At 56.0% G+C, this 26,192-nt stretch carries 26 protein-coding genes; 17 read left to right on the plus strand and 9 right to left on the minus strand.

Annotated elements, in window-relative coordinates; translation table 11 throughout:
* Positions 1-12 precede the first annotated feature (12 nt).
* From MWU61_RS15295 to MWU61_RS15315, 5 genes are all read left to right on the plus strand, one after another.
* Entirely contained in the window at positions 13-396 is a 384-nt protein-coding gene (locus MWU61_RS15295) for a GFA family protein (protein WP_247129269.1), read from the plus strand.
* A 9-nt stretch (positions 397-405) separates the two neighbouring features.
* Complete coding sequence (locus MWU61_RS15300) at positions 406-2,856, plus strand: FAD-dependent oxidoreductase (RefSeq protein ID WP_247129270.1); 2,451 nt, start codon at positions 406-408, stop codon at positions 2,854-2,856.
* A 71-nt stretch (positions 2,857-2,927) separates the two neighbouring features.
* Positions 2,928-3,815 carry a homocysteine S-methyltransferase family protein gene (locus MWU61_RS15305; protein ID WP_247129271.1) on the plus strand — a complete coding sequence of 296 codons (888 nt, stop codon included), beginning with the start codon at positions 2,928-2,930 and terminating at the stop codon, positions 3,813-3,815.
* Positions 3,816-3,818: 3 nt separating this feature from the next.
* A complete protein-coding gene (locus MWU61_RS15310) occupies positions 3,819-4,790 on the plus strand; it encodes a helix-turn-helix domain-containing protein (RefSeq protein ID WP_247129272.1) in 972 nt (323 codons plus the stop codon).
* Between the two features lie 110 nt (positions 4,791-4,900).
* Complete coding sequence (locus MWU61_RS15315) at positions 4,901-7,351, plus strand: FAD-dependent oxidoreductase (protein WP_247129273.1); 2,451 nt, start codon at positions 4,901-4,903, stop codon at positions 7,349-7,351.
* 12 nt (positions 7,352-7,363) lie between these two features.
* On the opposite strand, the gene MWU61_RS15320 is transcribed toward MWU61_RS15315, so the two are convergent.
* From MWU61_RS15320 to MWU61_RS15350, 7 genes are all read right to left on the minus strand, one after another.
* Positions 7,364-8,443 carry a sensor histidine kinase gene (locus MWU61_RS15320; RefSeq protein ID WP_247129274.1) on the minus strand — a complete coding sequence of 360 codons (1,080 nt, stop codon included), beginning with the start codon at positions 8,441-8,443 and terminating at the stop codon, positions 7,364-7,366.
* 312 nt (positions 8,444-8,755) lie between these two features.
* Positions 8,756-10,096, minus strand: a complete 1,341-nt coding sequence (locus MWU61_RS15325) for a S41 family peptidase (RefSeq protein WP_247129275.1) — start codon at positions 10,094-10,096, stop codon at positions 8,756-8,758.
* Between the two features lie 20 nt (positions 10,097-10,116).
* Positions 10,117-11,229 carry a peptidoglycan DD-metalloendopeptidase family protein gene (locus MWU61_RS15330; RefSeq protein ID WP_247129276.1) on the minus strand — a complete coding sequence of 371 codons (1,113 nt, stop codon included), beginning with the start codon at positions 11,227-11,229 and terminating at the stop codon, positions 10,117-10,119.
* Positions 11,226-12,743, minus strand: coding sequence for a 2,3-bisphosphoglycerate-independent phosphoglycerate mutase (gpmI, locus tag MWU61_RS15335; RefSeq protein WP_247129277.1), 1,518 nt, complete (start codon positions 12,741-12,743; stop codon positions 11,226-11,228). The genes MWU61_RS15330 and gpmI overlap by 4 nt, the downstream gene beginning before the upstream one ends.
* A gap of 102 nt (positions 12,744-12,845) precedes the next feature.
* The gene (gene rlmH / locus MWU61_RS15340; RefSeq protein WP_247129278.1) at positions 12,846-13,316 is read right to left on the minus strand and encodes a 23S rRNA (pseudouridine(1915)-N(3))-methyltransferase RlmH; all 471 of its coding nucleotides are present in this window, start codon (positions 13,314-13,316) and stop codon (positions 12,846-12,848) included.
* Positions 13,316-13,708 (minus strand): ribosome silencing factor, encoded by a 393-nt coding sequence (gene rsfS, locus MWU61_RS15345; protein WP_348108767.1) that lies wholly within the window; start codon positions 13,706-13,708, stop codon positions 13,316-13,318. Before rsfS ends, rlmH begins: the two co-directional genes overlap by 1 nt.
* A gap of 142 nt (positions 13,709-13,850) precedes the next feature.
* Positions 13,851-14,417: a hypothetical protein gene (locus MWU61_RS15350; protein WP_247129281.1), complete on the minus strand. Its 567-nt coding sequence runs from the start codon at positions 14,415-14,417 to the stop codon at positions 13,851-13,853.
* 70 nt (positions 14,418-14,487) lie between these two features.
* Between MWU61_RS15350 and MWU61_RS15355 the strand changes: the two genes are divergently transcribed.
* Together MWU61_RS15355 and MWU61_RS15360 are read left to right on the plus strand one after the other, a co-directional pair.
* Positions 14,488-15,021, plus strand: coding sequence for a DUF2975 domain-containing protein (locus MWU61_RS15355; RefSeq protein ID WP_247129282.1), 534 nt, complete (start codon positions 14,488-14,490; stop codon positions 15,019-15,021).
* Positions 15,021-15,239 carry a helix-turn-helix transcriptional regulator gene (locus MWU61_RS15360; protein ID WP_247129283.1) on the plus strand — a complete coding sequence of 73 codons (219 nt, stop codon included), beginning with the start codon at positions 15,021-15,023 and terminating at the stop codon, positions 15,237-15,239. The genes MWU61_RS15355 and MWU61_RS15360 overlap by 1 nt, the downstream gene beginning before the upstream one ends.
* Here the strand turns inward: MWU61_RS15360 and MWU61_RS15365 are convergent.
* Positions 15,236-16,606: a mechanosensitive ion channel domain-containing protein gene (locus tag MWU61_RS15365; RefSeq protein WP_247129285.1), complete on the minus strand. Its 1,371-nt coding sequence runs from the start codon at positions 16,604-16,606 to the stop codon at positions 15,236-15,238. The two genes, MWU61_RS15360 and MWU61_RS15365, sit on opposite strands and share 4 nt — an antisense overlap.
* A gap of 96 nt (positions 16,607-16,702) precedes the next feature.
* Between MWU61_RS15365 and MWU61_RS15370 the strand changes: the two genes are divergently transcribed.
* The 8 genes from MWU61_RS15370 (at position 16,703) to MWU61_RS15405 (ending at position 23,168) form a co-directional block, all read left to right on the plus strand.
* A complete protein-coding gene (locus MWU61_RS15370) occupies positions 16,703-16,984 on the plus strand; it encodes a hypothetical protein (protein WP_247129286.1) in 282 nt (93 codons plus the stop codon).
* Positions 16,985-17,220: 236 nt separating this feature from the next.
* Entirely contained in the window at positions 17,221-18,627 is a 1,407-nt protein-coding gene (gene leuC / locus MWU61_RS15375) for a 3-isopropylmalate dehydratase large subunit (protein WP_247129287.1), read from the plus strand.
* 9 nt (positions 18,628-18,636) lie between these two features.
* Positions 18,637-19,149, plus strand: a complete 513-nt coding sequence (locus MWU61_RS15380) for a hypothetical protein (protein ID WP_247129288.1) — start codon at positions 18,637-18,639, stop codon at positions 19,147-19,149.
* On the plus strand, positions 19,136-19,606 hold the full coding sequence (locus tag MWU61_RS15385) for a hypothetical protein (protein WP_247129289.1): 471 nt from the start codon (positions 19,136-19,138) through the stop codon (positions 19,604-19,606). Before MWU61_RS15380 ends, MWU61_RS15385 begins: the two co-directional genes overlap by 14 nt.
* A complete protein-coding gene (locus tag MWU61_RS15390; protein WP_247129290.1) occupies positions 19,603-20,067 on the plus strand; it encodes a hypothetical protein in 465 nt (154 codons plus the stop codon). The genes MWU61_RS15385 and MWU61_RS15390 overlap by 4 nt, the downstream gene beginning before the upstream one ends.
* Before the next feature lie 48 nt (positions 20,068-20,115).
* Positions 20,116-20,721, plus strand: a complete 606-nt coding sequence (gene leuD / locus MWU61_RS15395) for a 3-isopropylmalate dehydratase small subunit (RefSeq protein WP_247129291.1) — start codon at positions 20,116-20,118, stop codon at positions 20,719-20,721.
* Between the two features lie 513 nt (positions 20,722-21,234).
* Positions 21,235-22,170 carry a hypothetical protein gene (locus MWU61_RS15400; protein ID WP_247129292.1) on the plus strand — a complete coding sequence of 312 codons (936 nt, stop codon included), beginning with the start codon at positions 21,235-21,237 and terminating at the stop codon, positions 22,168-22,170.
* Positions 22,171-22,262: 92 nt separating this feature from the next.
* A complete protein-coding gene (locus MWU61_RS15405) occupies positions 22,263-23,168 on the plus strand; it encodes an endonuclease/exonuclease/phosphatase family protein (protein WP_247129293.1) in 906 nt (301 codons plus the stop codon).
* Here the strand turns inward: MWU61_RS15405 and MWU61_RS15410 are convergent.
* Positions 23,091-23,999, minus strand: coding sequence for an NAD-dependent epimerase/dehydratase family protein (locus tag MWU61_RS15410; protein WP_247129294.1), 909 nt, complete (start codon positions 23,997-23,999; stop codon positions 23,091-23,093). The two genes, MWU61_RS15405 and MWU61_RS15410, sit on opposite strands and share 78 nt — an antisense overlap.
* 100 nt (positions 24,000-24,099) lie before the next feature.
* On the opposite strand from MWU61_RS15410, the gene MWU61_RS15415 reads away from it, so the two are divergent.
* Positions 24,100-24,996, plus strand: coding sequence for a LysR family transcriptional regulator (locus MWU61_RS15415; protein ID WP_247129295.1), 897 nt, complete (start codon positions 24,100-24,102; stop codon positions 24,994-24,996).
* Between the two features lie 59 nt (positions 24,997-25,055).
* Positions 25,056-26,159: a 3-isopropylmalate dehydrogenase gene (leuB, locus tag MWU61_RS15420; RefSeq protein WP_247129296.1), complete on the plus strand. Its 1,104-nt coding sequence runs from the start codon at positions 25,056-25,058 to the stop codon at positions 26,157-26,159.
* The last annotated feature ends 33 nt before the right edge of the window (positions 26,160-26,192 follow it).

Below are 26,192 nucleotides of genomic sequence, written 5' to 3' on the forward strand. Positions count from 1 at the left end.
GGGATAGGACAGATGGTAACAGGTCAGTGCGAATGTGGTGCGGTGAAGTTTGAAACTGCGACCGTGCGTCCGGAAGTGACATTTTGCCATTGCAGCCAATGCCGCCGCTTATCCGGCCACCTTTGGGCATCGACCCATGTGCCGTTCAGTGCCGTTACCTTCACCAATGACGCAGGCCTTGCATGGTACGCGTCATCTGGTTGGGCCGAACGTGGCTTCTGCAACACCTGCGGGTCCACCTTGTTTTACCGCCTGACCGGCAAAGACGATCTTGGGATCGCGGCAGGCTGTTTGGACGATGATGCAGGGCTAAAGCCCGGCAAACACATCTTTGTCGCTGACAAAGGCAATTATTACGAAATAGCGGGCGATGCGCCCCAACTGGATACACACTAGGGAGGTATCATGTCAGATTTTCCAACAACGGCGCGTGTCGTCATCATCGGCGGCGGAGTGGTTGGCGTATCGACGCTGTACCATTTGGCGAAAGAAGGCTGGACCGATTGTGTTCTGCTCGAAAAGAACGAATTGACGGCGGGCTCTACGTGGCATGCCGCGGGCAACTGCCCGAACTTCGCGCCGAACTGGGCCGTGATGAACATGCAGCGGTATTCGCTGGACATGTACCGGACGCTGGCGGACGACGTTGATTATCCGATGAACTACCACGTCACGGGCGCGCTGCGTTTGGGGCACACCAAAGAACGTAAACAGGAATTCGAACAGGTCTGCGCACAGGCGCGCGCGATGGGCCTGCCGCTCGAGATGATCGGCATCGAAGACATGAAGAACTTCAACCCGTTCATTGAAACGCACGACCTGTCGGCGGTGTTGTGGGATCCATTGGACGGCGACATTGATCCGGCCCAGTTGACCCAAGCTCTGGCGAAAGGTGCCCGCGATCTGGGCGCACGGATCGAACGATTCTGCCCCGCGACTGGGGTGACGCAAAAGCCGTCCGGCGAATGGATCGTGCATACCGAAAAGGGCGACATCACCTGCGACAAAGTCGTCAACGCCGCTGGTTACTACGCCGCCCGCGTTGGTGAATGGTTCAAGCCATACGGCGGTCGAGATGTGCCGCTGACCGTCATGTCTCACCAGTATTTCCTGACCGAAGAAATAGACGAAATCGCTGCGTGGACCAAAGAGAACGGTAAGAAAACCCCAATGATCCGCGATGTGGACAGCAGCTATTACCTGCGTCAGGACAAGAACGGTCTGAACCTCGGGCCATACGAGAAAAACTGTAAGGCGCATTGGACAACCAAAGACGATCCGATGCCGCATGACTTTAGCTTCCAGCTGTACCCAGATGATCTAGAACGTCTGGAATGGTATATCGAAGACGCGATGGAACGTGTGCCTGTCCTTGGCACTGCTGGTGTTGGCCGCAATATCAACGGTCCGATTCCCTATGCGCCCGACGGTCTGCCGATGATCGGCCCGATGCCCGGTGTGACGAACGCGTTTGAGGCGCATTCCTTCACCTTCGGCATCGTTCAGGGCGGTGGGGCCGGTAAAGTGATGGCCGAATGGCTGATCAACGGTGAAACCGAAATCGATATGTGGGCCGTCGACCCGCGTCGTTACACCGATTACGCCGATGCGGACTATTGCGAAGCCAAAGCGCTGGAAACCTACGGCCACGAATACGGCATGCATTTCCCGCACAAAATGTGGCCAGCGGGCCGCGACAAAAAGCATTCGCCAAATCATGACCGCCTGATCGCTGATGGGGCGCAAATGGGGGCCTACAACGGTTGGGAACGGGCGACTTGGTTCGCCGAAGACGGCGAAGACACGTCCGTTGAATCTACCGAGACATGGGAACGCGAAGGCCCATGGAAAGCAGGCGTAGCCCGTGAAGTGGACGCCGCGACAAACGATGTCGCGGTTCTCGATATGCCCGGTTTCTCGCGTTATGCGCTGACGGGTGAAGGTGCGGCTGAATGGCTGCGCACCCAAATCGCGGGGGCTTTGCCAAAAGCGGGCCGCATGAACCTTGGGTACTTCACCGACACACGCGGGCGGATCGTCACAGAGGTTACGATCATCCGTTGGGGCGAAGATGATTTCTGGCTGATGACGGCTGCCGTGGCGCAATGGCATGACTTTGAATTCCTCAAAGGCCGCCTTGCACCGGGTCTGACGATGACGGACATCACCAAAGAATGGTCAACGCATCTTGTATCAGGCGAAAAGTCACGCGGCCTGATGGCGCAGATCAGCGATGGTGATTTGTCGCTGGGATGGCTGACAATTCAGGACGCGGTTGTCGCAGGCAAGGACTGCAAACTGTTCCGTATCAACTTTGGCGGCGAACTCGGTTGGGAAGTCCATACCAAGTTCGACGATGCAGCACCCGTCTACACCGCAATCCGTGATGCAGGCGCCAAGCCATTTGGCATGTTCGCGCTGAACGCCATGCGGATCGAAAAAGGGTACCGGACGTGGAAGGGCGATTTGTCCACCGACTACACCCTGCTCGAAGGCGGGATGGAACGGTTCATCCGGTTCAACAAAGAACAGGATTTCCCGGGCAAAGCCGCATTGTTGGCTGAAAAGCAGCAAGGTAGCAAAAAGATGTTCTGCACACTGACCTTTGACGACGTGCCACCAGCAGACGCGCCTTACATGTCGCCGATCATGCATGGTGACGACGTCGTTGGCGAAACAACGTCCGGCGACTGGGGCTTCCGCGTGGGTAAATCCATCGCTTTGGGGATGTTGCGGACCGACCTGAACACGCCCGGCACGCAGGTCGAAGTTGCGATCTACGGCAAACGTTACACGGCCACCGTGCATGAAGACGCACCGCTGTGGGATGCCGATAATACCCGCATTCGGGCGTGATGATTGACGTCCCATGAAAAAACTATAAGGGGCGGCAATCTTCGCCCCTTATCTACGAAAGCGACCCTGACATGACTCGCGATATCATCCTTCTTGACGGCGGCATGGGCCAAGAATTGGTTCACCGCACGGACGACAAACCAACCCCGCTTTGGTCCACACATGTGATGTCCAAATATCCCGGTTTGGTGGGTCAGGTGCATACCGACTACTTTGATGCCGGTGCCACGATCGCGACCACAAACACCTATGCTATTCACCGCGACAGGCTTGTTGGCACCGAACTGGAAAACGATTTCGAAGCGCTGATGAAAACAGCCTTGAAAGAGGCCACGGACGTCAAACGGGATGGCACGCAAATCGCAGGGGCAATCGGTCCGCTGATCGCGTCTTACCGCCCCGACATTCACCCTGATCATGATACAGCAGTTCCGTTGTACGCAGAGGTCGCCGAACTGCTGAAAGCATCGGTCGACCTGATCATCTGCGAAACAGTCGCATCGGTCAGCCACGCGCAGTCGGTTCTGGCGGGTGCAATGACTGCCGGAAAACCTGTTTGGATGGCGTTCACGCTCAACGATCAAGACGGCACAATACTGCGGTCCGGCGAACCTTTGGCTGATGTAATTGACGTATGTGGCGATGCCGCGGCGCTTTTGGCGAACTGTTCCGCCCCCGAAGCATTAGACGCGGCGATGCCTATTCTGGCGCAATCGGGTAAACCTTTTGGCGGTTATGCAAACGCGTTCACAATGATTACCAAGGACTTCCTTGGGGCAAAGCCAACCGTTGATGCGCTCGAAGAACGCAAGGATATGGGCCCAGACGCATATGCCGCGCATGTTATGAATTGGGTCGCGCAAGGGGCAACAATCGTTGGCGGATGCTGCGAAGTTGGGCCGAAACATATCCAAACCATCGCCGACAAACTGCGCGAAGCAGGACATAGGATCGTCTGACACATGGCACCAACCACATCTTCGGCCGCCGCCCAACAGCCCATCGTTTGCGACATCATTGTCGCAGGCGGGTATGTGTTGACGGAATTGGCCGGGGTTGTGGATGTGTTGCGCTTGGCGAACCGGATCAGTAACCGCGAGGTGTTCCAATGGACCTATCGGTCGACATCCGGCGGTTACATCAGCAGCAGCAGCGACGCGGTTGTTGATACGGTGTCACTGCATCAACGCTCTGCGGCGGACTACGCGTTTGTTTTGGGCAATGCGGATGCTAACCATCCAGCGTTATCCCTAGGGGCGGTTCTATCTAGCTACACAACCCGCCAAGCACGGGTCATTTTGCTGTCCGAAGCGGCAAGTCGCTATATCGCGGACAAACGTGAAGACGGGGCAAAGCACACCACGCATTGGGAAAATCGGGCGGTTTTGCTGGAACGGCTCGGCCTGTTTGACACCAAATCCGCGCTTGCCGTCGATGCGGGTGCGATTGTGACCTGCGCTGGTATGGGGGCGACCGTGGATGTCACGCTGTCCATCGCAGCGCAGCATTTGTCGTCGGCCACGATGATGACCATCGCGGATATCCTGCTGCATGAACGCATCCGTCACTACAACACGTTGCAGCCCTTCGCGGGTCGTGCGGCATTGGCAACGGGGGACGCGGATCTGGATACCTGCGTCAGCCTGATGCAGGCCAATATCGAATTCCCGTTGCCTATCGCTGAAATCGCGGATCAAACCGGCGTTTCCAAACGATCACTCGAACGGAAATTCCATTCGGTTCTGCGGACCACGCCCAATGGCTATTACCGCGAACTGCGGCTTGGGAAGGCAAATAACCTGCTGCTCAACACCGATATGTCGATCAATGAAATCGGTCTGGCCTGCGGTTTTCCGTCCGGTTTTTCGGCAATCTACAAAGCGACATTCGGGATGACGCCAAACGCGGCACGGCGCAAAGGGCGCACAAAGTAGTTTGCGTTGAAATGGGTATTTTGCGCCATCTTTGACGCATTTTGATGGATCGAATCCGGCCCGTCGTGCCACCTTTTGCACAGACATATTTGCGGAAGGATTCTGTCGCCATGGCCACCCCACCTAGCAAAGCCCGCGTCGTCATTATTGGCGGCGGCGTGATCGGTTGCTCTGTTGCCTATCACCTTGCAAAACTTGGCTGGAAAGACGTTGTGCTGCTGGAACGCAAACAGCTGACGTCAGGGACAACGTGGCACGCGGCAGGCTTGATTGCGCAGCTGCGGGCGACGTCAAACATGACCAAGCTCGCGAAATATTCGCAAGAACTCTACGGGAATCTCGAAGCGGAAACAGGCGTCGCAACAGGTTTCAAACGCAACGGATCAATCACCGTGGCGCTGACCGAAGAACGCAAAGAAGAAATCTACCGCCAAGCAGGCATGGCCCGCGCGTTCGGCGTCGATGTCGAAGAAATCAGCCCGACAGAGGTCAAAAACCGCTACGAACACCTCAACATCGACGGCGTAACTGCTGGCGTTTACCTGCCGCTGGACGGGCAGGGTGATCCTGCCAACATCGCGTTGGCATTGGCAAAAGGTGCACGGCAAAACGGAGCGCAAGTGATCGAACGGACGCTGGTCACAGGCGTCAAAAAAGATGGTCGTCGGATCACCGGTGTTGATTGGGAACAAGACGGCGAAGCAGGGCATATCGCCTGCGATATGGTCGTGAACTGCGGCGGGATGTGGGGCCATCAGGTCGGCAAAATGCTGGGCACGAACGTGCCTTTGCATGCCTGCGAACACTTCTACATCGTCACCGAAAACATCCCGAACCTGACGCAAATGCCAGTGCTACGGGTGCCGGACGAATGTGCCTATTATAAAGAAGATGCAGGTAAAATCCTGCTCGGGGCGTTTGAACCCAACGCCAAACCTTGGGCGATGGATGGCATCCCGAAAGATTTCGAATTCGACCAGCTGCCCGAAGATTTCGATCACTTCGAACCGATCCTAGAACAGGCCGTCGAACGCCTGCCAATGTTGGCAGAGGCCGGCATCCACACCTTCTTCAACGGTCCTGAATCCTTCACGCCCGACGACGCGTACCATCTTGGTCTCGCGCCAGAAATGGACAACGTGTGGGTCGCAGCAGGCTTCAATTCCATCGGTATCCAATCGGCTGGTGGGGCTGGAATGGCGCTGTCGCAATGGATGGACAGCGGCGAAAAACCGTTCGATCTGGGCGACGTGGACATCAGCCGGATGCAGCCGTTCCAAGGCAACAAAACCTATCTGTTCGAACGGTCCAAGGAATCCCTTGGCCTGCTTTACGCCGACCATTTTCCGTTCCGCCAAAAAGCAACCGCGCGCGGAGTGCGTCGGACACCGTTCCATCACCACCTGCTCGAACGCGGCGCGGTGATGGGTGAACTTGCTGGCTGGGAACGCGCGAATTGGTTCGCGCGCGAAGCGCAAGAAGCGCAGTACGAATATTCTTGGTCGCGCCAGAACTTCTTTGACAACGTACGCGAAGAACATATGGCCGTCCGCCAGAATGTGGGCATGTACGACATGTCATCGTTCGGCAAAATTCGGGTCGAAGGGCCTGATGCGATGGCCTTTATGAACTACATCGGAGGCGGCAATTACGACGTCCCCGTTGGTAAAATCGTTTACACGCAGTTCCTGAATTCCACAGCCGGAATCGAAGCCGACGTGACGGTCACGCGGATCGAACCGGACTGTTTCCTCGTGGTGACGCCTGCGGCCACACGGATTGCCGACCAGACGTGGATGCGGCGCAACAAGGGCAATTTCAACGTTGTCATCACCGACGTGACAGCGGGCGAAGGCATTTTGGCCATCATGGGGCCACGATCACGCGAGTTGCTTCAGGCTGTGTCGCCGAACGATTTCTCAAACGAAAACAACCCATTCGGAACAGCGCAGGACATCGAAATCGGCATGGGCACGGCACGTGTGCATCGGGTCACCTACGTCGGGGAACTCGGCTGGGAGGTCTACGTGCCAGCCGATCAATGTGGTCACGTGTTCGAAGTGATCGCGGCGGCGGGCCACGATTTCGGGATGCGATTGTGCGGCATGCACATGATGGACACCTGCCGGATGGAAAAAGGGTTCCGTCATTTCGGCCACGACATTACTTCCGAAGATCACGTGTTAGAGGCCGGATTGGGGTTTGCGGTGAAAACGGACAAACCGGAATTCATTGGACGGGACGCGGTATTGCGCAAACGCGAAACGGGTCTGACCCATCGCCTCGTGCAATTCAAACTGACCGATCCTGAACCGCTTCTTTACCATAACGAACCGATCCTGCGGGACGGGAAGGTCTGCGGTTACCTGTCATCCGGTGGCTATGGGCACCACGTCGGGGCGGCGATTGGGATGGGCTACGTGCCATGTAGCGAAGCCGGTGAAAAAGTCGCCGATATGCTGGCCAGTTCATATGAAATTGATATCATGGGCACGCGGGTCAAGGCCGAAGCGCAGCTTAAGCCGTTCTATGATCCAAAAGGTGAGCGCGCCAAAGCCTAGGTTTTGCGCCGCTTATCCAGCGACGTTCATCAACAATTCGAGGTGAAGCCCCTGCGGCTTCATCTCTTTTGTGACTGTGCCGCCAAGGTTGATCGCGCAGTTTTCCAACAAAACTGTTCCAAATCCGCTTTGCGCTTCAGGTTGCGCATCTCGCGTGTCCGATGTTTCGGACCACACAAGCCGGACCATGTCGTCGGCCATTGGCGTCACCGCAATGTGGATTTCACCGACCGGTGTGGAAAGCGGGCCATACTTGGTCGCGTTCGTCGATATTTCGTAAAGAACCATGGCCAAGGGCGACACTTTGCGCGGATGAATCATCAGCGCGGGGTCGCAATCAATATGGACACGGGCAGGGGCGTCCTGCTTATCCGTTAACCACGGTTTCAACGACGATACGATAATATCATGAATGCCCAACAGCGAATCCGCATCCGCCGTCGTACGCGCCATGCGCGCCGATACGGCATGGGCCATTGCCATCGCTTCGACCTGGGATCGCAGCGTCGTGACAAATTCGTCTTTGCTGTCTGTGGTGCGATCACCAAGATTGATCAAAGCACGGATTACCGCAAAGGCGTTCTTGACTCTGTGGTCCATTTCGGCAGCCATGATAGCCAGTTTTTCTTCGCCAACCTTTTGTTCCGTCGCATCCCAACTGACGCCGACAGCACGCAAAGCCGTGCCATCCTCGGCCCACTCGGTGATTTGCGCCCGCGCACCCAGCCATTGAACCGGCATGCTCGGGTCAGCGCGACGCCTGCGGTATTCAACATCGTAGGTCGGGGTTTCACCGCTTATAGCCTTGGCGACGATGGCCTGAACACGGTCCAGATCAATAGGATCGATTAGGTCAAACCCATCCGCAAGCGACCACGGCTGCGCATCGTAATCGAGACCCAGAAGATTTGCGATGAAACGGTCGCCCAATACCTGTTCGGTCACTAGGTTCACTGACCAGCAGCCCATTCTGCCTGCATCCAAGGCAAGCAAAGCGCGTGTTGACGCATTGAAATTGTCGAACGGGTCCAACCTGTCCCTCATGCGGGTAACCGGCGCGGCTGTAATATCCGATTTGATTATAGAACTCATGAGGTGAACATTCCGTCGGTCAAGGCAGTCGTAACATTGGTCGTCAAACACCACTTTAGGTTTCAGTCGCGCGGTGATTGTACAGCTGCACAACACTGTCATGGATCGCCAAATTTGTCGAACTCACCCCGTATGTTTCGGCCGCAACATCGTAAAAACACAAACTGTCTACCGCGGCTCATCGTGAACATAGCGCGTTGCTATGAATTTTCAGTTAATTGATTGCATGCGGGTGCGTGCCTGAAAATTACGCGGCACCAATGAAAAAAGGCGCAACCACGGTTACGCCTTCTTCACATTGGTTAACCGATCTTAGTCCGCGACGGGACCAAGGGCGTTGAGACCTTTGAGGATGTCGATGGCATAGGCCAGTTGATAATCGTCTTCGCGCAACTGCGCTGCGGTTTCGGCGCGTGCCCGATCCGCTTCGATTTGATCGATCTCATCTTCTGTCAGACTGTCGTTATCCAGCGATCCGCGCAGATCTGCCTCTGACCGGAACTGACGTGATGTTTCCTCTTCCGCATCCGGATCAACAGGTGCAGGGCGCGGCTGTTCGACGATGATGTCAGGCGAAATGCCTAAGGCTTGGATCGAACGCCCTGACGGAGTGTAATAACGTGCCGTCGTCAGACGCATCGCCCCTTCGCCTTGTAATGGCACAACGGTCTGAACGGACCCTTTACCAAAGGATTTCGTTCCAACCACAATCGCCCGACGATGGTCTTGCAACGCACCTGCCACGATTTCGGACGCAGAAGCAGAGCCACCGTTGATCAGCACGACAATCGGTTTCCCTTCCGCCAGATCACCTGGCTGCGCGTTGTACCTATCCCCATCTTCAGGGTCGCGACCACGCGTCGATACGATTTCGCCTGCTTCAAGGAACGCGTCGGACACGTAAATCGCTTGGTTCAACAAACCACCGGGGTTGTTGCGCAGATCAAGGATCACGCCATCGATGTTGTCGATGCCACCTGCTTCTTCGACTTGCTCGCGCAGGCCTTCTTGCAGGTTCGGGAATGTCTGATCGTTAAATGTGGTCACACGCAGAACAACGGCATTGCCTTCGGTCCGGTGACGGACGGCAGTCAATTTGATCGTGTCGCGAACGATAGAAACCTCGAACGGCTCAATCTCGCCTTCGCGAACCACGGTGATGATAATTTCGGACCCAACAGGGCCGCGCATCAGGTCAACTGCGTCGTCCAAAGTCAGACCCAGAACGCTTTCGCCATCCACTGCCGTGATGAAATCGCCCGCCAGAATGCCAGCAGCATCCGCAGGGGTGCCGTCCATCGGGGACACGACTTTGACGAAACCTTCTTCTTGGGTCACTTCGATCCCAAGACCGCCAAATTCACCACGCGTCTGAACCCGCATCGCGGCCGCATCTTCTGCGGACAAATAAGACGAATGCGGATCAAGCGACGTCAACATGCCGTTAATGGCCGCCTCAATCAGGTCCTTTTCTTCAACGTCTTCAACGTAACCCGCACGGATACGTTCAAAGATGTCACCAAACAGGTCCAACTGTTCGTAAACAGACGCATTATTCTGCGCTTCCTGCGCGATCAACGGGCCTGCGATCTGCGTCGTTGCGATCAGTCCCAAAAGGCTTCCGCCCACTGCGGCGGTCATCAGCTGTTTCATACGTCTTCCCGTTTTTTGTCTTATTCTATCGCGAACCACGTCGCTGGATTGACCGGAGTTTGCCCGTCTCTGACTTCAAGATAAAGCGTTTGTGACTGTGTTCCATCTAATGATCGCGCAATTTCGGTCAATTCCGCGTCAGATTGCGGCGATGATCCGCCCAAAAGACCCAATGGGGCGCCCGCATTGATGATTTCACCGACCTCGCCGTAGACCTCTGCGAGGCCCGCAAAGATGAACATCACGTCAGCAGTGGGTTCAATAATCACAACATTTCCGTAGTCCAGCAGGGGACCACGAAACAGGATCGTCGCAGGTGTCGGGCTGGTCACAAGGGCGCGGGGACGGGCGGCCACGATAACACCGGGTCGCGTTACACCGGCGGCATCAGGGCTATTGAACCCACGCAAAATCTGGCCCTGCACAGGAAGGGACAGATCGCCCTTCGCGGCCAATGCATCTGTATTCTTTGGGCCGGTCAGTGTGGCATCGCTAATACCAGCGGCAAAACTATCCAACGTATCGGTACTGGCCAACAGCAACGCGGTTTGCACCTGATCTTCGACAAATCGCTTCGGCAGATCAGTCCGCTCTTGGATCGCAAGGCTTAATGCGGCCCGCGCAGACTGGGCACCTTGCAGACCAAGGGTCAGCGTTTCCTCTGCGGTCTCTTGCAGCAGACGCAACACGGCTAATTCTTCCAACTGCGTCTTCAAAGCATCCGCTTCGGCATGCAACGCAGGCGTGACTTCGGCGACGATCATACCAGATCGGGCTGTGCCCGTTGGGCCATTCGGATGCAACATCAGCAACGGGGCAGGGGCGCGACTGATCGACTGTAATACGCCCAACAGCTCGCCGATTTCGGCGGATTTTAATGCCAGCGATGTTTCCAGCGTCTGCTGCCTGATCGCTGCACGGCGCAACCCGTCGCGCATGGCGATCAACCCTTCTTCGTAGCCTTTGACGGCTTCGGTCAATGCCGCAACACGGTTACGCCCGCCGGACGCTTCGGACATCGCAATGCCCGCACGGGTCAACTGTTCGGCCGCCGCACGGGCCGCCGTGGCAGGATTGTCTTGCGCGAAAACAGGCCCCGCAAGAGCCAACAAAAGAAGGGTTGCGCGTATCATCTCACGATCAGGGTCTGACCCGTCATTTCTTCCGGCTGCGGCAGTTCCATCAGGTCCAGCACAGTCGGGGCAAGATCAGCAAGCCGGCCATTGCGTAACGTGACACCATCAGGCCCCCCCACCAACGCGACGGGGACAGGGTTTGTTGTGTGGGCCGTGTGCGCGCCGCCGGTTTCCGGATCAATCATCGTTTCGCAATTGCCGTGGTCTGCGGTGACGATCATCGCGCCGCCAGCGGCTTCCAACGCGGCCAGCACTTTGCCTAACCCACGATCAACAGCCTCACAGGCGGCAACGGCGGCATCGATATCACCGGTATGGCCAACCATGTCAGGGTTCGCGAAATTTGTGACGATCATGTCGTAGCCGTCGTTGATCGCGCCGACAAAGGCATCGGTGACTTCACCAGACGACATTTCTGGCTGCATGTCATAGGTGGCCACTTTCGGAGATTTCGGCATGAAACGGTTTTCGCCTTCCGCTGGCACCTCGATGCCGCCGTTCAGGAAGAACGTCACGTGCGGGTACTTTTCGGTTTCGGCCAAACGGAACTGGGTCTTGCCCTGCTTGGACACCCATTCGCCCAATGTGTTCGGGATCACGCGTTTGGGGAATACGGTTTCGAACCATGCGGTGTGCTTGTCGGAATATTCGACCATGCCAAGTTTCGCGCTGAGTTCAGGCATGTCGCGGGCAAACCCGTCAAAATCTGGATCAGCAATCGCGGCAAGGATTTCGCGCGCGCGGTCTGACCGGAAATTCAGGCAGAACAACCCGTCGCCCTTTGCAAATCCTGCGTAGCCATCAACGACAGTGGCCGGAATAAATTCATCCGTTTTGTCGGCATCATAAGCCTGTTCAATCGCCACTTCGGGATCTTCCGCCGTGGCTTCGCCCTGACCCAGAACCATCGCGTTATAAGCCGTCTCGACGCGCTCCCACCGATTGTCGCGGTCCATCGCAAAGTAACGGCCAATCACAGTCACGATTTCAACCGCCTCTGGCAGTTCAGCGCGCAAAACAGATAGGAAGTCGAGCGCCGAAGCCGGGGCAACATCCCGCCCGTCCGTAATCGCATGCAGCACAGTCGGAACACCCGCATCGTCCAATGCTTCAGCGGCCGCGATGATATGTGCGACGTGTCCGTGCACACCACCATCCGACATCACGCCCATCAAATGGGCCGTGCCACCTGTGTCTTTCATCTTGGCAATAAACGCGACAATTGCGTCTTGGCTCGCAAAGCTGCCGTCTTCAATCGACAGGTCAATCTGGCCCAAATCCATCGCAACAACGCGGCCCGCGCCAATGTTCGTATGACCAACCTCGGAATTACCCATTTGGCCGCTCGGCAAACCGGCGTCCGGTCCGTGGGTCAACAATTGGGCGTTCGGACCTTGCATGATGCGGTCAAAATGCGGGGTACGCGCCAGCAACGGGGCGTTGCCCTCGCGATCGTCACGTAATCCCCAACCATCCAAAATACACAGTACAACAGGTTTCGGCGCAGTCATCTCAAACTCCTTCTGGGCTTACATCGCGTCTATCCGATCCATCACAAAAGGAAAACCGACGCGGGCGTCTTTTGGCTGCAAATATCCCCGCCGGAGGCTCCCTCAGGCGCGGTGATACGGGCCATTCGATAGGATCGATGCGGCACGATACAATTGTTCGGCCAACATCACGCGGACCAGCATGTGGGGCCAAACCATTTTACCAAAACTCAAGGACGCATCAGCGCGGGCACGTAGGCTTGGATCAATCCCATCGGCGCCGCCAACCACAAAAGTCAGGTCGCTGCGACCTTGATCACGCCATTGCCCCAAACGTTTCGCAAAAGCAGGGGATGACATGACATCGCCGCGTTCATCCATTGTGCAGATCAATGATCCGGTCGGAATAGCACGTTCGAGCAAAGCAGCCTCTGCAGGCATGCCGCCGCCTTTCTTATCCTCGACCTCGATCAGTTTCGCAGGGCCAAGGGCAAGGGCGCGACCCGTGCGGTCAAACCGGGTCAGATAATCGTCGTAAAGGTCGCGCTCGGGCCCCTTTCGCAAGCGGCCCACAGCGCAGATATGAACGCGCATCAGTCGATTGCCGCAGGCGCCTCAACAGGGCCGGAACCCGGTGTCCACATTTTTTCCAACTGATAGAACTCGCGGACTTCAGGGCGGAAAATATGTACGATGACGTCGCCTGTATCGATCAAGACCCAGTCGCCTGTGTCTTTACCTTCGATCTTCGAAAGGACGCCAAATTCGGCCTTCAGTTTGTCCGCTAGCTTTTCGGACATGGCAGACACCTGACGGGTGGACCGACCTGATGCGATGACCATGTAGTCACCCATCTCGGACTTGCCGCGCAGGTTGATCTGCACAACATCTTCACCTTTGTCGTCATCAAGTGATTTCAGGATCGCCGCGAGAAGCGTTTCGCTGTCAGCGGTCTGGGCGCCGGTCATTGTGACCGCTCCACGAATGGCTGCATCTGCAACCGATGGGGATAAAGACAGAACATTGTCCTCCGTCGCGCGCCGTCAAAAGGGAAGAATGGGAGGCTCGGCGCGGTTGCCTGACTCCCATTTATCAACCAAATCAGCCTTTTTCAACCAACCCATTTGGTTATTCGCAACGGGCCGCTGGAAGGTTTTGTGCATCATCATCAAGATCTTCGACAGCCTCAATGGCATCCATGACACGTGCATTGCGGATTAAAGGCATGAAACCGCCATCGACCTGCGTGCGAATCGATACAGAAAACGTGGCGTCGTCGGCAGGACCGTCGCCCACAGAACAGGCAACAACTGAAACACCGAAACCGCCCGATGATGCGTCAGGATCATTGGCTTCCCATGTGCGCGCCTTGGTCTGAAAGGCCCGAACCATGTCCAAATCACGCGGATTGATGCGGAATAGAATGCGTCCATCGGCAGACTGGCGGCGCTGTAAAACATAGGTTTCAGTAACGTCCTCACCAAGCACTGTGTGGGACATGAACAGATTGATCGTTGCACCATCCGGCGCGATATCACCGCCTTCAGGCATATCAACGGCGACTTCAAACCCGGCAGGATCGGCGGTGAGAGGGGACGTGGCGTTCAGCGCTGCAACCGTGGACAAAACCACGGTCCCACAGCCTTGCAGTGCAAAACCTAGCGCAATGGATAGGGCGAGTATGATCGACTTCATAAGAATCTCCTTTGACAGGTATATTTTATTGTTTTACGATAAATTTTAGAAATGAAAAGAGGATTCTGAAATGCAAGTTGATCGTGTGCGACGCCTCGCCGGACCGCTCTATATCGCGACAATCGTCGTGATGGCGTTTGTCGTCATTGGAACTATCGCTGGACTGATCCTGACCTTCCCAACCGCTGAAACCTTGCAGCAAAAGTTTCCGGCATTTGCGGTCACCCCCGACATCCCCTATCATCTGATCTGGCTGTCGATGCTCGCGGGGCTGTTGTCGCTGGCCGTTTGGGTCTGGACGCTTGATCAAATGCGGCGCCTGTTCGGGTGCTACAAAAAGGGGGCCGTGCTGACGGATCAATCCGCAGGCTTTATCCAACGGATCGGCGTTGGTTTTATGGGGGTCGCATTGATCGAAATGATATTGATCCCCGTGCAATCGGTCATTCTTACATGGGCAAATCCGGCCGGAGAACGCGCAATTTCTGTTGGGCTCAACAGCGACATGCTTGGTTTTTTGATTGCAGCAGGCTTGATGACCGTCATCGGTTGGGCCATGCGCGAAGCCGCAAGTGCAGCAGCTGAAAACAAGGCATTCGTCTAATGGAAATCATCGTCCGTCTTGATGTGATGCTGGCCATGCGCAAAATGAAATCGCGCGATCTGGCCGCGGAAATTGGGATCACTGAACAAAACCTCAGCCTTCTAAAATCTGGCAAAGTCAAAGGGATCAGGTTCGAAACGCTGGCAAAGATTTGCGCAGCACTTGATTGCCAACCAGGTGATTTGTTGGAGGCCGCGCCGTCCGACGGTGACGCTTAATCCAATGCAACGCTTGGCGGTTTTATCGGACCGCCTTCCAATACTTTAACCTCACGCTGCGGGAATGGGATCGAAATGCCGTTTTCCTCGAACGCGTCCCAAAGCGCGAGGTACACATTCCCCCGAATGTTGGTCAGGCCGCCCGTCGGGTCGGAAATCCAGAACCGCAGAATGTAGTCCACCGAACTGTCGCCAAAACCGACGATATGGCACACGGCGGGGCGGGTGGTCAGGACGCGGTCCACGCTTTTCGCGGCTTCAATCGCGATGCGGCGCACTTCGCGCGGGTTGTCGTGGTAGGCGGTCCCGAAATAGATATCGAGCCGGACAAAATCGTTTGAATGGGACCAGTTGACCACTTGGCCCGTAATCAAATCCTCGTTCGGGATCAAATATTCCTTCCCGTCGCGGGTGACTACGGACACGTAGCGCGCGCCCAATGAATTGATCCAGCCGAACGTCGTGCCAAGGCTGATCACATCCCCCGGTTTCACCGATTTATCGAGCAGAATAATCACGCCGGACACTAGGTTCGACACGACCTTTTGCAGACCAAAACCAAGACCCACACCAATCGCACCGGACAGGACCGCGAGGCCGGTCAGATCAATGCCAATCGCTTTGACGCCTGCGTAAAACGCTATGCCGTAGAACCCGATTTGCAGCATCTTCACGATCAGAACTTGCATCGACGGGCTGATGTCTTCGTTCTGGCGAATTTTGTTTGATGTGGACGTGGTCAGTAGCCGCGCGACTGCGATCAACACGCTCAGGATGACAATCGCTTGGACGAGCAGCAGCAGGGAAAACCGAACCGACCCCACGCTAAAACCTGCGCTATCCAAAAGCGTTTCGGCTTCCCCCACGAGGTCCAAAATTTCTAAGGTCGCGTAAATCCACGCGCCGTAACGCACAAATTTGCGCAAAAACGGGCTTTTGATCAGGCGGGTCACAAAAACGATGAAGAGCCAAGCAAATGCCAGCGTCGCAACAATGCTCAGCAGGTAACTGCGGCTTGGCCATGTCCATTCACGCAACGCAAATACGGTCAGCCACAAAAGCGCGACGTAGAAGATCGGGCGCAGCCGTTGATGGATGACAACAAGGATACGAATACGCCATTTCGGCCAGTTTTCGCGGTTCGCCATCCATGTTCGGATATGCGGACCTAGAACGGCCCTAAGAACATGAGCGACCGCAAACAGACCGACCGCAATGGCGATCTGGTAAAGGTTCCATGGACGGAAAAGACTATCGAAAAGCGCCTCGGCGCGGACCAGCAAACTTTGCCCGACATCAATGATCTGATCGACCTCAAGATCACGTGGTTCAACCGCAAGATCAAGCGCTTCGGTGTGTTCTGCCATTGGTGCCCGCTTTTGTTTCTTTGTAAAACCGTCGCACGTCTTGGGGGATGCGATCAAGTGGTGGATAAGCCCAAGGGACGCGTGTAGGTTGCGAACATGTATTCGATTTATCCATTTGTAGCAGCGTTTTTGCTTTTGATCTGGGGTGCGATTTGCCCGTTTGCCGTGCTGATTGCGCACCCGATTTTTCTGTTTAGCGGTTGGTATGTTGCGCTGTTTGTTCTGATACCCGTCGTGTTGTTGACCGGACGCATTTGGTACAAAAGCGTCATGCCGACTCGTTTTGACGTGGGTGTCGCGATTGTCGGCACCCTTGGATGTCTGGGCGCGGGTTACTTTCACCTCAGTACGCTTGTTTATTTCCAGTACGCGCTGTGATCGGCTTGTAATTTAACGCTCATCTGTCGCGTGCTGTGCGGGCTTGGCCCTTGATAGAATGGGCATAGACGTATATCTGCTACGGCATGAAACAGAATTTCGACATGGATGATCGCGCACGACTGCCTTGGCGGTTCTATAGTGCTGCATGCACTTTGCTATCCATGGGCTGACTAGTCCTTCGTTTCCGCTCGCCCACTTACATCATCACCACCAAACCACGGGAGAGGACCAACATGTCCCCCAAAACGCTTTATGATAAAATCTGGGATGCGCACGTCGCGCATGAAGCAGAGGACGGCACCTGCCTGCTGTATATCGACCGTCACCTCGTCCACGAAGTGACATCACCGCAAGCCTTTGAAGGTCTGCGCATGGCGGGCCGCAAGGTACGTCGTCCGGATCAGACAATTGCTGTGCCAGATCACAACGTGCCAACAACGCTTGATCGCGCGAACGCGGCGACGATGACCGAAGACAGCCGTATTCAGGTTGAGGCTTTGGACAAGAACGCCAAAGATTTCGGCCTGCACTACTACCCAGTGTCCGACGTCCGTCAGGGTGTTGTGCACATCGTTGGTCCTGAACAAGGTTGGACATTGCCGGGCATGACCGTTGTTTGCGGCGACAGCCACACGGCGACACACGGCGCATTCGGTTCCTTGGCACACGGCATCGGGACATCCGAGGTTGAGCACGTTCTGGCGACGCAAACGCTGATCCAGAAGAAATCCAAGAACATGAAGGTCGAAATCACTGGCAAACTTGCCCCCGGTGTGACCGCGAAAGACGTAACCATGGCCGTGATCGGCCAAACGGGTACGGCTGGCGGCACCGGCTACGTGATCGAATATTGTGGTTCTGCGATTGAAAGCTTGTCCATGGAAGGTCGCATGACCGTCTGTAACATGGCCATCGAAGGCGGCGCACGCGCGGGCCTGATCGCACCTGACCAGACAACATACGACTACTGCATGGGCCGTCCACACGCACCAAAAGGCGCGGAATGGGAAGCGGCGCTGGCTTATTGGAAAACGCTCTTCACCGACGAAGGTGCGCATTTCGATAAGGTCCTGACGATCAAAGGCGAAGACATCGCACCGTTGGTGACTTGGGGCACATCACCAGAAGACGTTCTGCCGATCACATCTGTCGTGCCATCGCCCGACAGCTTTGAAGGCGGCAAAGTTGGCGCGGCTCAGCGGTCCATCGACTACATGGGTCTTGAGGCTGGTCAGAAACTGTCTGACATCGAAATTGACACTGTGTTCATCGGGTCTTGCACCAACGGGCGGATCGAAGATTTCCGCGCTGCGGCTGAAATCCTGAAGGGCAAAAAGATCAAAGACGGGATGCGCGCAATGGTCGTGCCCGGTTCCGGTCTGGTCCGTGCGCAAGCCGAAGAAGAAGGCATCGCGCAAATCTTCAAGGACGCCGGTTTCGAATGGCGCCTTGCGGGCTGTTCCATGTGTCTTGCGATGAACCCTGATCAGTTGAAGCCCGGCGAACGCTGTGCGGCGACATCCAACCGTAACTTCGAAGGCCGTCAGGGCCGGGGCGGTCGGACGCACTTGATGTCACCAGCAATGGCGGCAGCAGCAGCGATCACAGGCAAGCTGACTGATGTTCGGGACTTGATGTAAGCCATGCAAATGAAAAGACGGGGCTTTCTGACAATGTTTGGTGCTGCAATCGCAGCGCCCGCATTGCCTATGGCCGCACCAGCACCTGCAGCGGCGGCGTATAGCCGTTACATGTATGGGCTGGCCGTCTTTCATGCGCGGACCCGTGCACATGTCAGTGCGCGGGGGCTTGCTTTGGGATTGAAGGTTTCGACAGCGCAGGCTGAAGCGATGATTGCTGAAATGACGGCCAATGGATTGGTGAAAGCTGTTGGTGTCTCGGGCGGAAACGTGCGGGCTGTTAGCAATATCTTAAAGCCGGATGCGTGGGGGCTGGATAAGGCAGCACGTGCAGCGCGGTCCACGGCACGCAAAGTCAAGCAGGCGGCGCGTGCGATGGAACTGGAACCCGACTTATCGCCATTGACGGTGCACCTGCACCAGATCTGTCGCAAAGCGGGTTACGCGGTGCACGGGTTGTGCACGCCTTGTGCACGCAATTCACAGGCCGATTTCGGGAGGATCACCTATGCAACGACGTAGCTTTCTGCGGATGATTGGGGCGGTTGTCGCGACACCCATGATACCGACCGTTGGGGCTGCTGGGGGCTTTTCCAGTTCGACTTATGACCTCGCGATCTTGCATGCCAAGAAGTTCCCGTTGGTCAGTGTGGGTGGTTTGTCCAAACGCATCGGGATCGGTAAACCACAGGCCGAAGCGATCATCGAAAAGATGTCGTCTGAAGGTCTGCTTGGTGCGTTGAACCCAACACGGCCCGGTACGGTCAAAGCGTCGAGCAAGATTTTCGTGAACCCCAACGCGGGTCTCGCGAAAGCCTACGAACGACGTCAGGCCAGATCGGCGAAAGCAAAGCATGATCAACAGACGACGCGGCCATCGCAGCCTCGGGTCTCTGACATGTTTTCGCATTTGCACCAGCTTTGTAAGGCTAACGGCATGGACCTGTCTCCCCGGTGTTTCAGTGGGGTGCACGCATGAAACGGCGTGGTTTCCTGCAAGCATTGGGGGCGGCGGTAACGGCGCCGTTCGTGCCGCTGCCTGCGCTTGCGCGGACCGCAACTGCGGCGCCTTACAGTGCTGCGGCTGTTCATGCTGCGATCTATCACGCGAAATCGCGGTCGGTGTTCAGCGTCTGGGGACTTGCGAAAGCAACCAACATGACGCCGGACCAAGCCGTGGCTGTGATGGAACATCTGGCGGAACGGGGCGTCTTGGGACCGTTGCAAGGCACCACACATGGCGGGCGCTGGGCATCCAGCAATATCATGCAAAGTCAAACACTTGCCAAGGCGCGGGCGGCACGCGTTGCCCGCGAACTGCAAGTGAAAGCAAGCCAAACGCGCAAATTGCATTTCGACATCGACCTGACAAAGCTCACCGCACGGTTGCGGACAATTCAAGCACGCTATGAAAGCCAGCAACCGCTGGACATGGCGTAATTACAAAGATCAAAGTCGCCCAATCAGGGCGCAAGAAGGACACGACACATGGAAAAGTTTAACCAACTCAGCGGTATCGCGGCCCCAATGGATCTGGTCAATATCGACACTGATATGATCATCCCAAAGCAGTTCTTGAAAACCATCAAGCGCTCTGGCCTCGGCGTGAACCTGTTCGACGAAATGCGTTACAATCTCGACGGTACTGAGATCGAAGATTTTGTTCTGAACCAGCCTGCCTACCGCGAGGCGTCTATCCTCGTGGCAGGCGACAACTTCGGTTGCGGGTCATCACGTGAACACGCGCCTTGGGCCATCGCCGACTTTGGCATCCGCTGCGTGATCTCGACCAGCTTCGCCGACATCTTTTACAACAACTGCTTCAAGAACGGCATCTTGCCAATCGTGCTGCCAGAAGATCAGCGCGACGCGTTGATGAAAGACGCAGAGAAGGGCGCAAACGCGCGGATCGAAGTCGATCTGGAAGCACAGACCGTGACAGCGTCGGATGGCACGACATTCAGCTTTGAAGTTGACGCCTTTAAAAAGCACTGCCTGCAGAACGGTCTGGATGACATCGGACTGACAATGGAAAAGGCAGCGGCGATCGACACGTTTGAGGCCAGCGCCGGCCAAGCCCGTCCTTGGGTCTAAGCAAACCCCCTAAAGATCGATAAAGCCCGGCACAATGTGTCGGGCTTTTTTGTGGTTGGATGCCACATTCGCGGTTTAAACAACGCGAATTCGCCGTTTTGTGTCGAAATTGGACGGCCTTACGCCATAGAGAATCGGAATAAAGACCTGCACGGACAGCGTTGGAATGGGCCTAAACCCCTGATTCAATTGTGGTCATTCGAAGGCAAGTTCTTAGAAAAAACACATTTCCCGTCAGCTGCCCGACACCAAAACACCTGCAAATGGCGCGAAACATGAATCGCCGAAAAGGCCCATTAATCAAATATTAACCGCTGAATCGACGGTCGATTGCCCTAAATTTCATGTGGCAGGCTGGATCAAAACGGCTGGCGCTTCGTGAAATATCGCGCCGGTGTCTGGTTTTTTCGATGCATTGCTGCACCACTTGTGTCGCAAAACCGCCGCAGTTTTATCGTCTAAAATTTTCAAGGATTGATGACAAAAACAAAGTTAGGCAAAAACGTGGCAACAATGAGGCAACTCGCGCTCAAGTCGCGGGACATAGACGGAACAGGCGAACGGCAAAGTATCGTTCCCGGCCGGAACGAGGGTAAATTCGCAGTGTATCAACGACTGCCAGGAGCGATTGCGCGCGGGCTATTTGTGATCCTATTGATCATTTTGCCGTCTGCCTTTTTGCCGTCTTCATCGGGTGATGCACGCGTAGTCGTGATGCTTGTCGCTCTTTTTGCCGCTATCTTTACGATTGCAGAATATTCGTCCCAAAGCCCCAGCTTGATCGAATTTCGCGATGCGCCACCATACAACCGCGTGCGTTTCATTGCACTGTTTATTGCGATTTTTGCGATGTCTGTCATTCTCAGCGGGGACGCTTCGCACACGCCATCGACCTTCGTGATGTTCTTTGATGTCATTGGTGAACGGATTGGGGCGTCGATCGATTTCCCGTATTCGCCGGTACGGTTGATGTTGGTGATGATGCCGAACGACACATCGCCCGAAATCATGAGCTCATTGCGGACTGCTGCCGGGCTTAGCTACCTTGCGTCATTGGTGTCGCTTCTGGTCTTTATCATACTGCTGCGGATGCGCGCATGGCCACGTCGCAGTAAGACCTTTAACGTTTGGGTCAACTTGCCAACTTTTGACCCTGCCGCAGGTGGTGACGTCGTCGATCGGTTGAACCGCGATAGCCTTGTTAACCTTATGTTAGGTTTTTTGCTGCCATTCATTATTCCAGCGATGTTGAAGGTCGCGTGGACCTTTACGAACCCGCTGAGCTTTGAAGATCCGCAAACTTTGATCTGGGTTGTGGCAATATGGGCGTTCCTTCCTGCAAGTCTTTTGATGCGTGGCGTCGCGCTTTCGCGGGTGGCAGGGATGATCCATGTGCAGCGCAAAAAGGCCTACGCCGCCGCCGCTGCCGAAGGTATGCTGCCAATCTAATCTGCCTGCTTTGGACGTGCAGTGGTGCGGTTGCCGAGAACCTGCGCATTGCGACCTATGCAGCCCCATTCAGTCGCGATGGTCCCGGTCTTTTGTTGCGTGACCTGCAGAAGGGGGAAGATGCAGAACTGGCCGCGGCCCAAGCTGTGATCGCACATATTGATCCCGACATCCTGCTTCTGACCGATTTCGATTTCGACTATGACAGCATGGCGTTGCAGACGCTTGCGATGCTGCTGGACTATCCTCACCATTTTGCAGCGCGCCCGAACACGGGTGTACAGACAGCGCTCGACCTTGATGGGAACGGGTGGTTCGGGGAAGCCCGCGACGCCCAAGGTTACGGTCGGTTCTCGGGGGATGGGGGGATGGCCGTCCTGTCGCGCTTTCCAATCGACGCGGCGCAGGTGACGGATCATTCGCACCTGCTGTGGCGCGATGTGCCAGACGCGGTTCTACCAACGATGATGACGGATGATGTGGCGGCTGTGCAGCGGCTTTCTACCAGCGGTCACTGGATCGTACCGATCAAGACAGATGCAAGCACCGTCAACCTGCTGGCTTTTGCCGCAACACCGCCCGTCTTTGATGGTCCAGAGGACCGCAATGGCCTGCGCAACCGCGACGAATTGCGGTTGTGGACGTATGTGTTGAACGGGGTGTACGGCGATGCGCCGCAGGATTTTGTTGTCATCGGAAATGCGAACCTTGATCCGGATAAGGGGGACGGGATCAAGGACGCGATGGTTGACTTTCTGTCCGACGACCGTTTGCAGGACCCGCACTTTGGCTTGAACACTGCCGATTGGGATGACGATGGTCCCGGAAATCTGCGGGTGAGTTACGTTTTGCCCGCAACAACGTGGACTGTGACCGACGCGGATGTTTTCTGGCCCGCGCCGGATGACGATTATGCCGCGCTACTGGGCGACGATGGCTTGGCCGCTGGCGTGCACCACCTTGTTTGGGTGGACGTCAGACGGGACGCCGGACAATAGAGCGGTGCGCAGGTCCGTCGGTTTGAAATCCGGCAGCAATCGGTCGAATTTTTCATGGCCAAGCTGATGGGACGTGTTCGGCAGATACCGCATCTTGCGAAACTCGCGGATCATTTCGTTGAACGGGGCCACGAAAGCCATCAACCACCATGGAAAGTAGGACAGCTTCATCGGTTTGCCCAAGGCGTCCGCCATTTCGTCGCGCAATTGGTTCATCGTAAAGCAGTGACCGGGGAAGGGGATGTCTTCGAACCGTGCAAGATCGTTCCGCATGGCAGCAAGTTTCACCGCCGCCCGCGCCCAATCGGGCAGGTAGGCATGCGCCTGCATCGCGTCAGGGTCACCCAGCGTGGTTACAACCCCTTTGCCGACTTTGGCCACGTGCACCATTGAATAGGCGTCGCCGTCTTGACCCGGATCAATGAAATGCCCCGCACGGAGGATGATCGTTTGCACGCCTGCATCACGATATGCGGCTTCCATCGCGACCCTGATGTGCCCCTTTTCGGTGACAGGTGCCTGCGGGGTTGTTTCGTCCCAGATGCCACCCTTGTCGCCAAAGTTATATACGTTGCCGGGTACGATGACTGTTGCGCCGCTGGATTGCGCTGCCGCAATAACTTGGGACGTGATCGCGGGGATGTTTTTGGCCCAATCGTTGTATTTCGGCGGGTTCAGCCCGTTTACAATCACATCAACACCTTGCGCCTGTGCCGTCATATCAGTGCCGCGCTTGTAATGGCGGACCGTCCAACCTGCATTCCAGAATGCTTCTGCTGCGTGTTTGCCGATTTTGCCGCTGCCACCAAGGATCAATACTGTCTGTGTCATGGGTTGGTTTCCTGTTGATTTGTATCTGTTGCGGTTAAATTGACCCATGCGTGTGCGTATTTAAATTGCCTGATTATGCAGGTGTCCTATACGTAAACGTATGGATAAGACGCTGCAGCCTCTTGATTGGTCGCTCGCCCAAGCGTTTCTTGCTGTGGCGGAAACGGGAAGCCTGTCGGCAGCTGCCCGAAAGCTTGGCACGACGCAGCCGACCATTGGCCGCCAGATCAAAGCGATGGAACAGCAATTGGGTGCGGAGTTGTTTCATCGTGCGCCGCGTGGTCTGTCGCTGACCCACACGGGCACGCAACTGGTCGAACCAGCCCAAGCGATGCGCGATGCGGTGAACCAGATGACTCTGACGGCTGCTGGTCAGTCGGCCAGCCTCAAGGGCACGGTGCGGATCACGGCCAGTGTGGCGACGTCTGTCTACCACTTGCCGCAGATCATCAGCGATATCAGAGCGGCGGAACCTGATATCGAGATTGAACTGCTCGCATCTGACGAAAGCCGCAATCTACTGTTTCGCGAAGCTGATATCGCGGTCCGCATGTATCGGCCAACGCAGGAAGACCTGATAACCCAGCATATCGGAGAAATCGCTTTGGGCGTTTTTGCGTCGCGCAGTTATCTGAAACGCAAAGGCGGATTGGATGATCCGGCCCGGATCGCGGAACACGATGTCGTTGGTTACGACGCGGACACGAGCATCATTGACGGGATGCGCGATGCGGGTGTCCCCGTTGATCGGCACTTTTTCAAAGTCCGTTGCGACGATAACATCGCGTATTGGAACCTCGTGCGGGCAGGCTGTGGCGTTGGGTTTGCACAAAAAACGCTGGGGTTGGACGACCCCGAGATTGTCGAGATTGACCTCGGCTTCCCGTTACCAACGCTACCGGTTTGGTTAACTGCCCACGAAGCGATGCGGCGCACCCCGCGGATTAGACGTGTCTGGGACATGTTGGCAGCAGGCTTGGCACCCTTGGTATCTTGAACAAATGGCCTAAGCGGGGTACGCCGCGTCCAACAGAATTTAAGCCAAGGACGCAGCATATGTCGAACCCATCCCTTTTGATTCTTGCCGGTGACGGCATCGGCCCTGAAGTCATGAACGAGGTGAAGCGCGTCATCACGTGGTTCGGCGACAAACGTGACATGAAGTTTGACGTGTCCGAAGATCTGGTCGGTGGTGCCGCATACGACAAACACGGCGTGCCTTTGGCGGACGAAACAATGGCCAAGGCGCAAGAAGTTGACGCTGTTCTGCTCGGCGCTGTGGGCGGTCCGGCGTACGACGATCTGGACTTTTCAGTGAAGCCAGAGCGCGGCCTGCTGCGCCTGCGCAAAGAAATGGACCTGTTTGCGAACCTGCGTCCGGCGCAGTGCTTTGACGCGCTGTCCGACTTTTCGTCCTTGAAGCCTGAACTGGTGGCCGGTCTGGACATCATGATCGTGCGCGAACTGACATCCGGCGTCTATTTCGGTGAACCACGCGGTATCCACATCGAAGACAACATGCGTGTCGGTGTAAACACGCAGCGTTACACCGAAGCTGAAATCGAACGCGGCGCACGTGCGGCGTTTGAACTGGCCATGAAGCGGGACAAGAAACTGTGTTCCATGGAAAAAGCCAACGTGATGGAATCCGGCATCCTGTGGCGCGACGTGGTGACAGAAGTCAGCGCAGACTACCCAGAGGTCGAATTGTCCCACATGTATGCTGACAACGGGGCGATGCAGCTGGTGCGTGCACCAAAGCAGTTCGACGTGATCTACACCGACAACCTGTTCGGCGATATCCTGTCCGACTGTGCGGCGATGCTGACCGGATCGCTTGGCATGTTGCCGTCCGCATCCCTTGGTCTGCCAATGGAAAACGGTCGTCCAAAAGCGATGTACGAACCGGTACACGGCTCTGCGCCTGACATCACAGGCCAGGCTAAGGCGAACCCGATTGCCTGTATCCTGTCGTTCGCAATGGCGCTGCGCTATTCATTCGATCAAGGCGCGGAAGCGGATCGTCTGGAAGCTGCGATTGAAAAAGTGTTGGCTGATGGCGCACGGACTGGCGACCTGATGGGTCCAGAAGGCGGCACACCGCTGTCCACAATCGAAATGGGCGACGTCATTTTGGCGGCGCTTGACGCGTCGCTCTAAATCAAAACGCCATGTGTTTTGTGAAGGGCTGCC

Origin of the sequence: Loktanella sp. F6476L (assembly GCF_023015725.1) — a bacterium.
Classification (GTDB): domain Bacteria; phylum Pseudomonadota; class Alphaproteobacteria; order Rhodobacterales; family Rhodobacteraceae; genus Yoonia.

Coding starts and splice junctions, on each gene's coding strand:
- MWU61_RS15305 (WP_247129271.1), top strand. CDS start 2,928: ATGACTCGCGATATCATCCTTCTTGACGGCGGCATGGGCCAAGAATTG.
- MWU61_RS15325 (WP_247129275.1), bottom strand. CDS start 10,096: ATGAAACAGCTGATGACCGCCGCAGTGGGCGGAAGCCTTTTGGGACTG.
- MWU61_RS15300 (WP_247129270.1), top strand. CDS start 406: ATGTCAGATTTTCCAACAACGGCGCGTGTCGTCATCATCGGCGGCGGA.
- gpmI (WP_247129277.1), bottom strand. CDS start 12,743: ATGACTGCGCCGAAACCTGTTGTACTGTGTATTTTGGATGGTTGGGGA.
- MWU61_RS15400 (WP_247129292.1), top strand. CDS start 21,235: ATGAGGCAACTCGCGCTCAAGTCGCGGGACATAGACGGAACAGGCGAA.
- MWU61_RS15410 (WP_247129294.1), bottom strand. CDS start 23,999: ATGACACAGACAGTATTGATCCTTGGTGGCAGCGGCAAAATCGGCAAA.
- MWU61_RS15320 (WP_247129274.1), bottom strand. CDS start 8,443: ATGAGTTCTATAATCAAATCGGATATTACAGCCGCGCCGGTTACCCGC.
- leuB (WP_247129296.1), top strand. CDS start 25,056: ATGTCGAACCCATCCCTTTTGATTCTTGCCGGTGACGGCATCGGCCCT.
- MWU61_RS15385 (WP_247129289.1), top strand. CDS start 19,136: ATGCAACGACGTAGCTTTCTGCGGATGATTGGGGCGGTTGTCGCGACA.
- MWU61_RS15390 (WP_247129290.1), top strand. CDS start 19,603: ATGAAACGGCGTGGTTTCCTGCAAGCATTGGGGGCGGCGGTAACGGCG.
- MWU61_RS15355 (WP_247129282.1), top strand. CDS start 14,488: ATGCAAGTTGATCGTGTGCGACGCCTCGCCGGACCGCTCTATATCGCG.
- MWU61_RS15310 (WP_247129272.1), top strand. CDS start 3,819: ATGGCACCAACCACATCTTCGGCCGCCGCCCAACAGCCCATCGTTTGC.
- rlmH (WP_247129278.1), bottom strand. CDS start 13,316: ATGCGCGTTCATATCTGCGCTGTGGGCCGCTTGCGAAAGGGGCCCGAG.
- MWU61_RS15380 (WP_247129288.1), top strand. CDS start 18,637: ATGAAAAGACGGGGCTTTCTGACAATGTTTGGTGCTGCAATCGCAGCG.
- MWU61_RS15330 (WP_247129276.1), bottom strand. CDS start 11,229: ATGATACGCGCAACCCTTCTTTTGTTGGCTCTTGCGGGGCCTGTTTTC.
- MWU61_RS15370 (WP_247129286.1), top strand. CDS start 16,703: ATGTATTCGATTTATCCATTTGTAGCAGCGTTTTTGCTTTTGATCTGG.
- MWU61_RS15350 (WP_247129281.1), bottom strand. CDS start 14,417: ATGAAGTCGATCATACTCGCCCTATCCATTGCGCTAGGTTTTGCACTG.
- leuC (WP_247129287.1), top strand. CDS start 17,221: ATGTCCCCCAAAACGCTTTATGATAAAATCTGGGATGCGCACGTCGCG.
- MWU61_RS15415 (WP_247129295.1), top strand. CDS start 24,100: ATGGATAAGACGCTGCAGCCTCTTGATTGGTCGCTCGCCCAAGCGTTT.
- MWU61_RS15295 (WP_247129269.1), top strand. CDS start 13: ATGGTAACAGGTCAGTGCGAATGTGGTGCGGTGAAGTTTGAAACTGCG.
- leuD (WP_247129291.1), top strand. CDS start 20,116: ATGGAAAAGTTTAACCAACTCAGCGGTATCGCGGCCCCAATGGATCTG.
- MWU61_RS15315 (WP_247129273.1), top strand. CDS start 4,901: ATGGCCACCCCACCTAGCAAAGCCCGCGTCGTCATTATTGGCGGCGGC.
- MWU61_RS15365 (WP_247129285.1), bottom strand. CDS start 16,606: ATGGCAGAACACACCGAAGCGCTTGATCTTGCGGTTGAACCACGTGAT.
- MWU61_RS15360 (WP_247129283.1), top strand. CDS start 15,021: ATGGAAATCATCGTCCGTCTTGATGTGATGCTGGCCATGCGCAAAATG.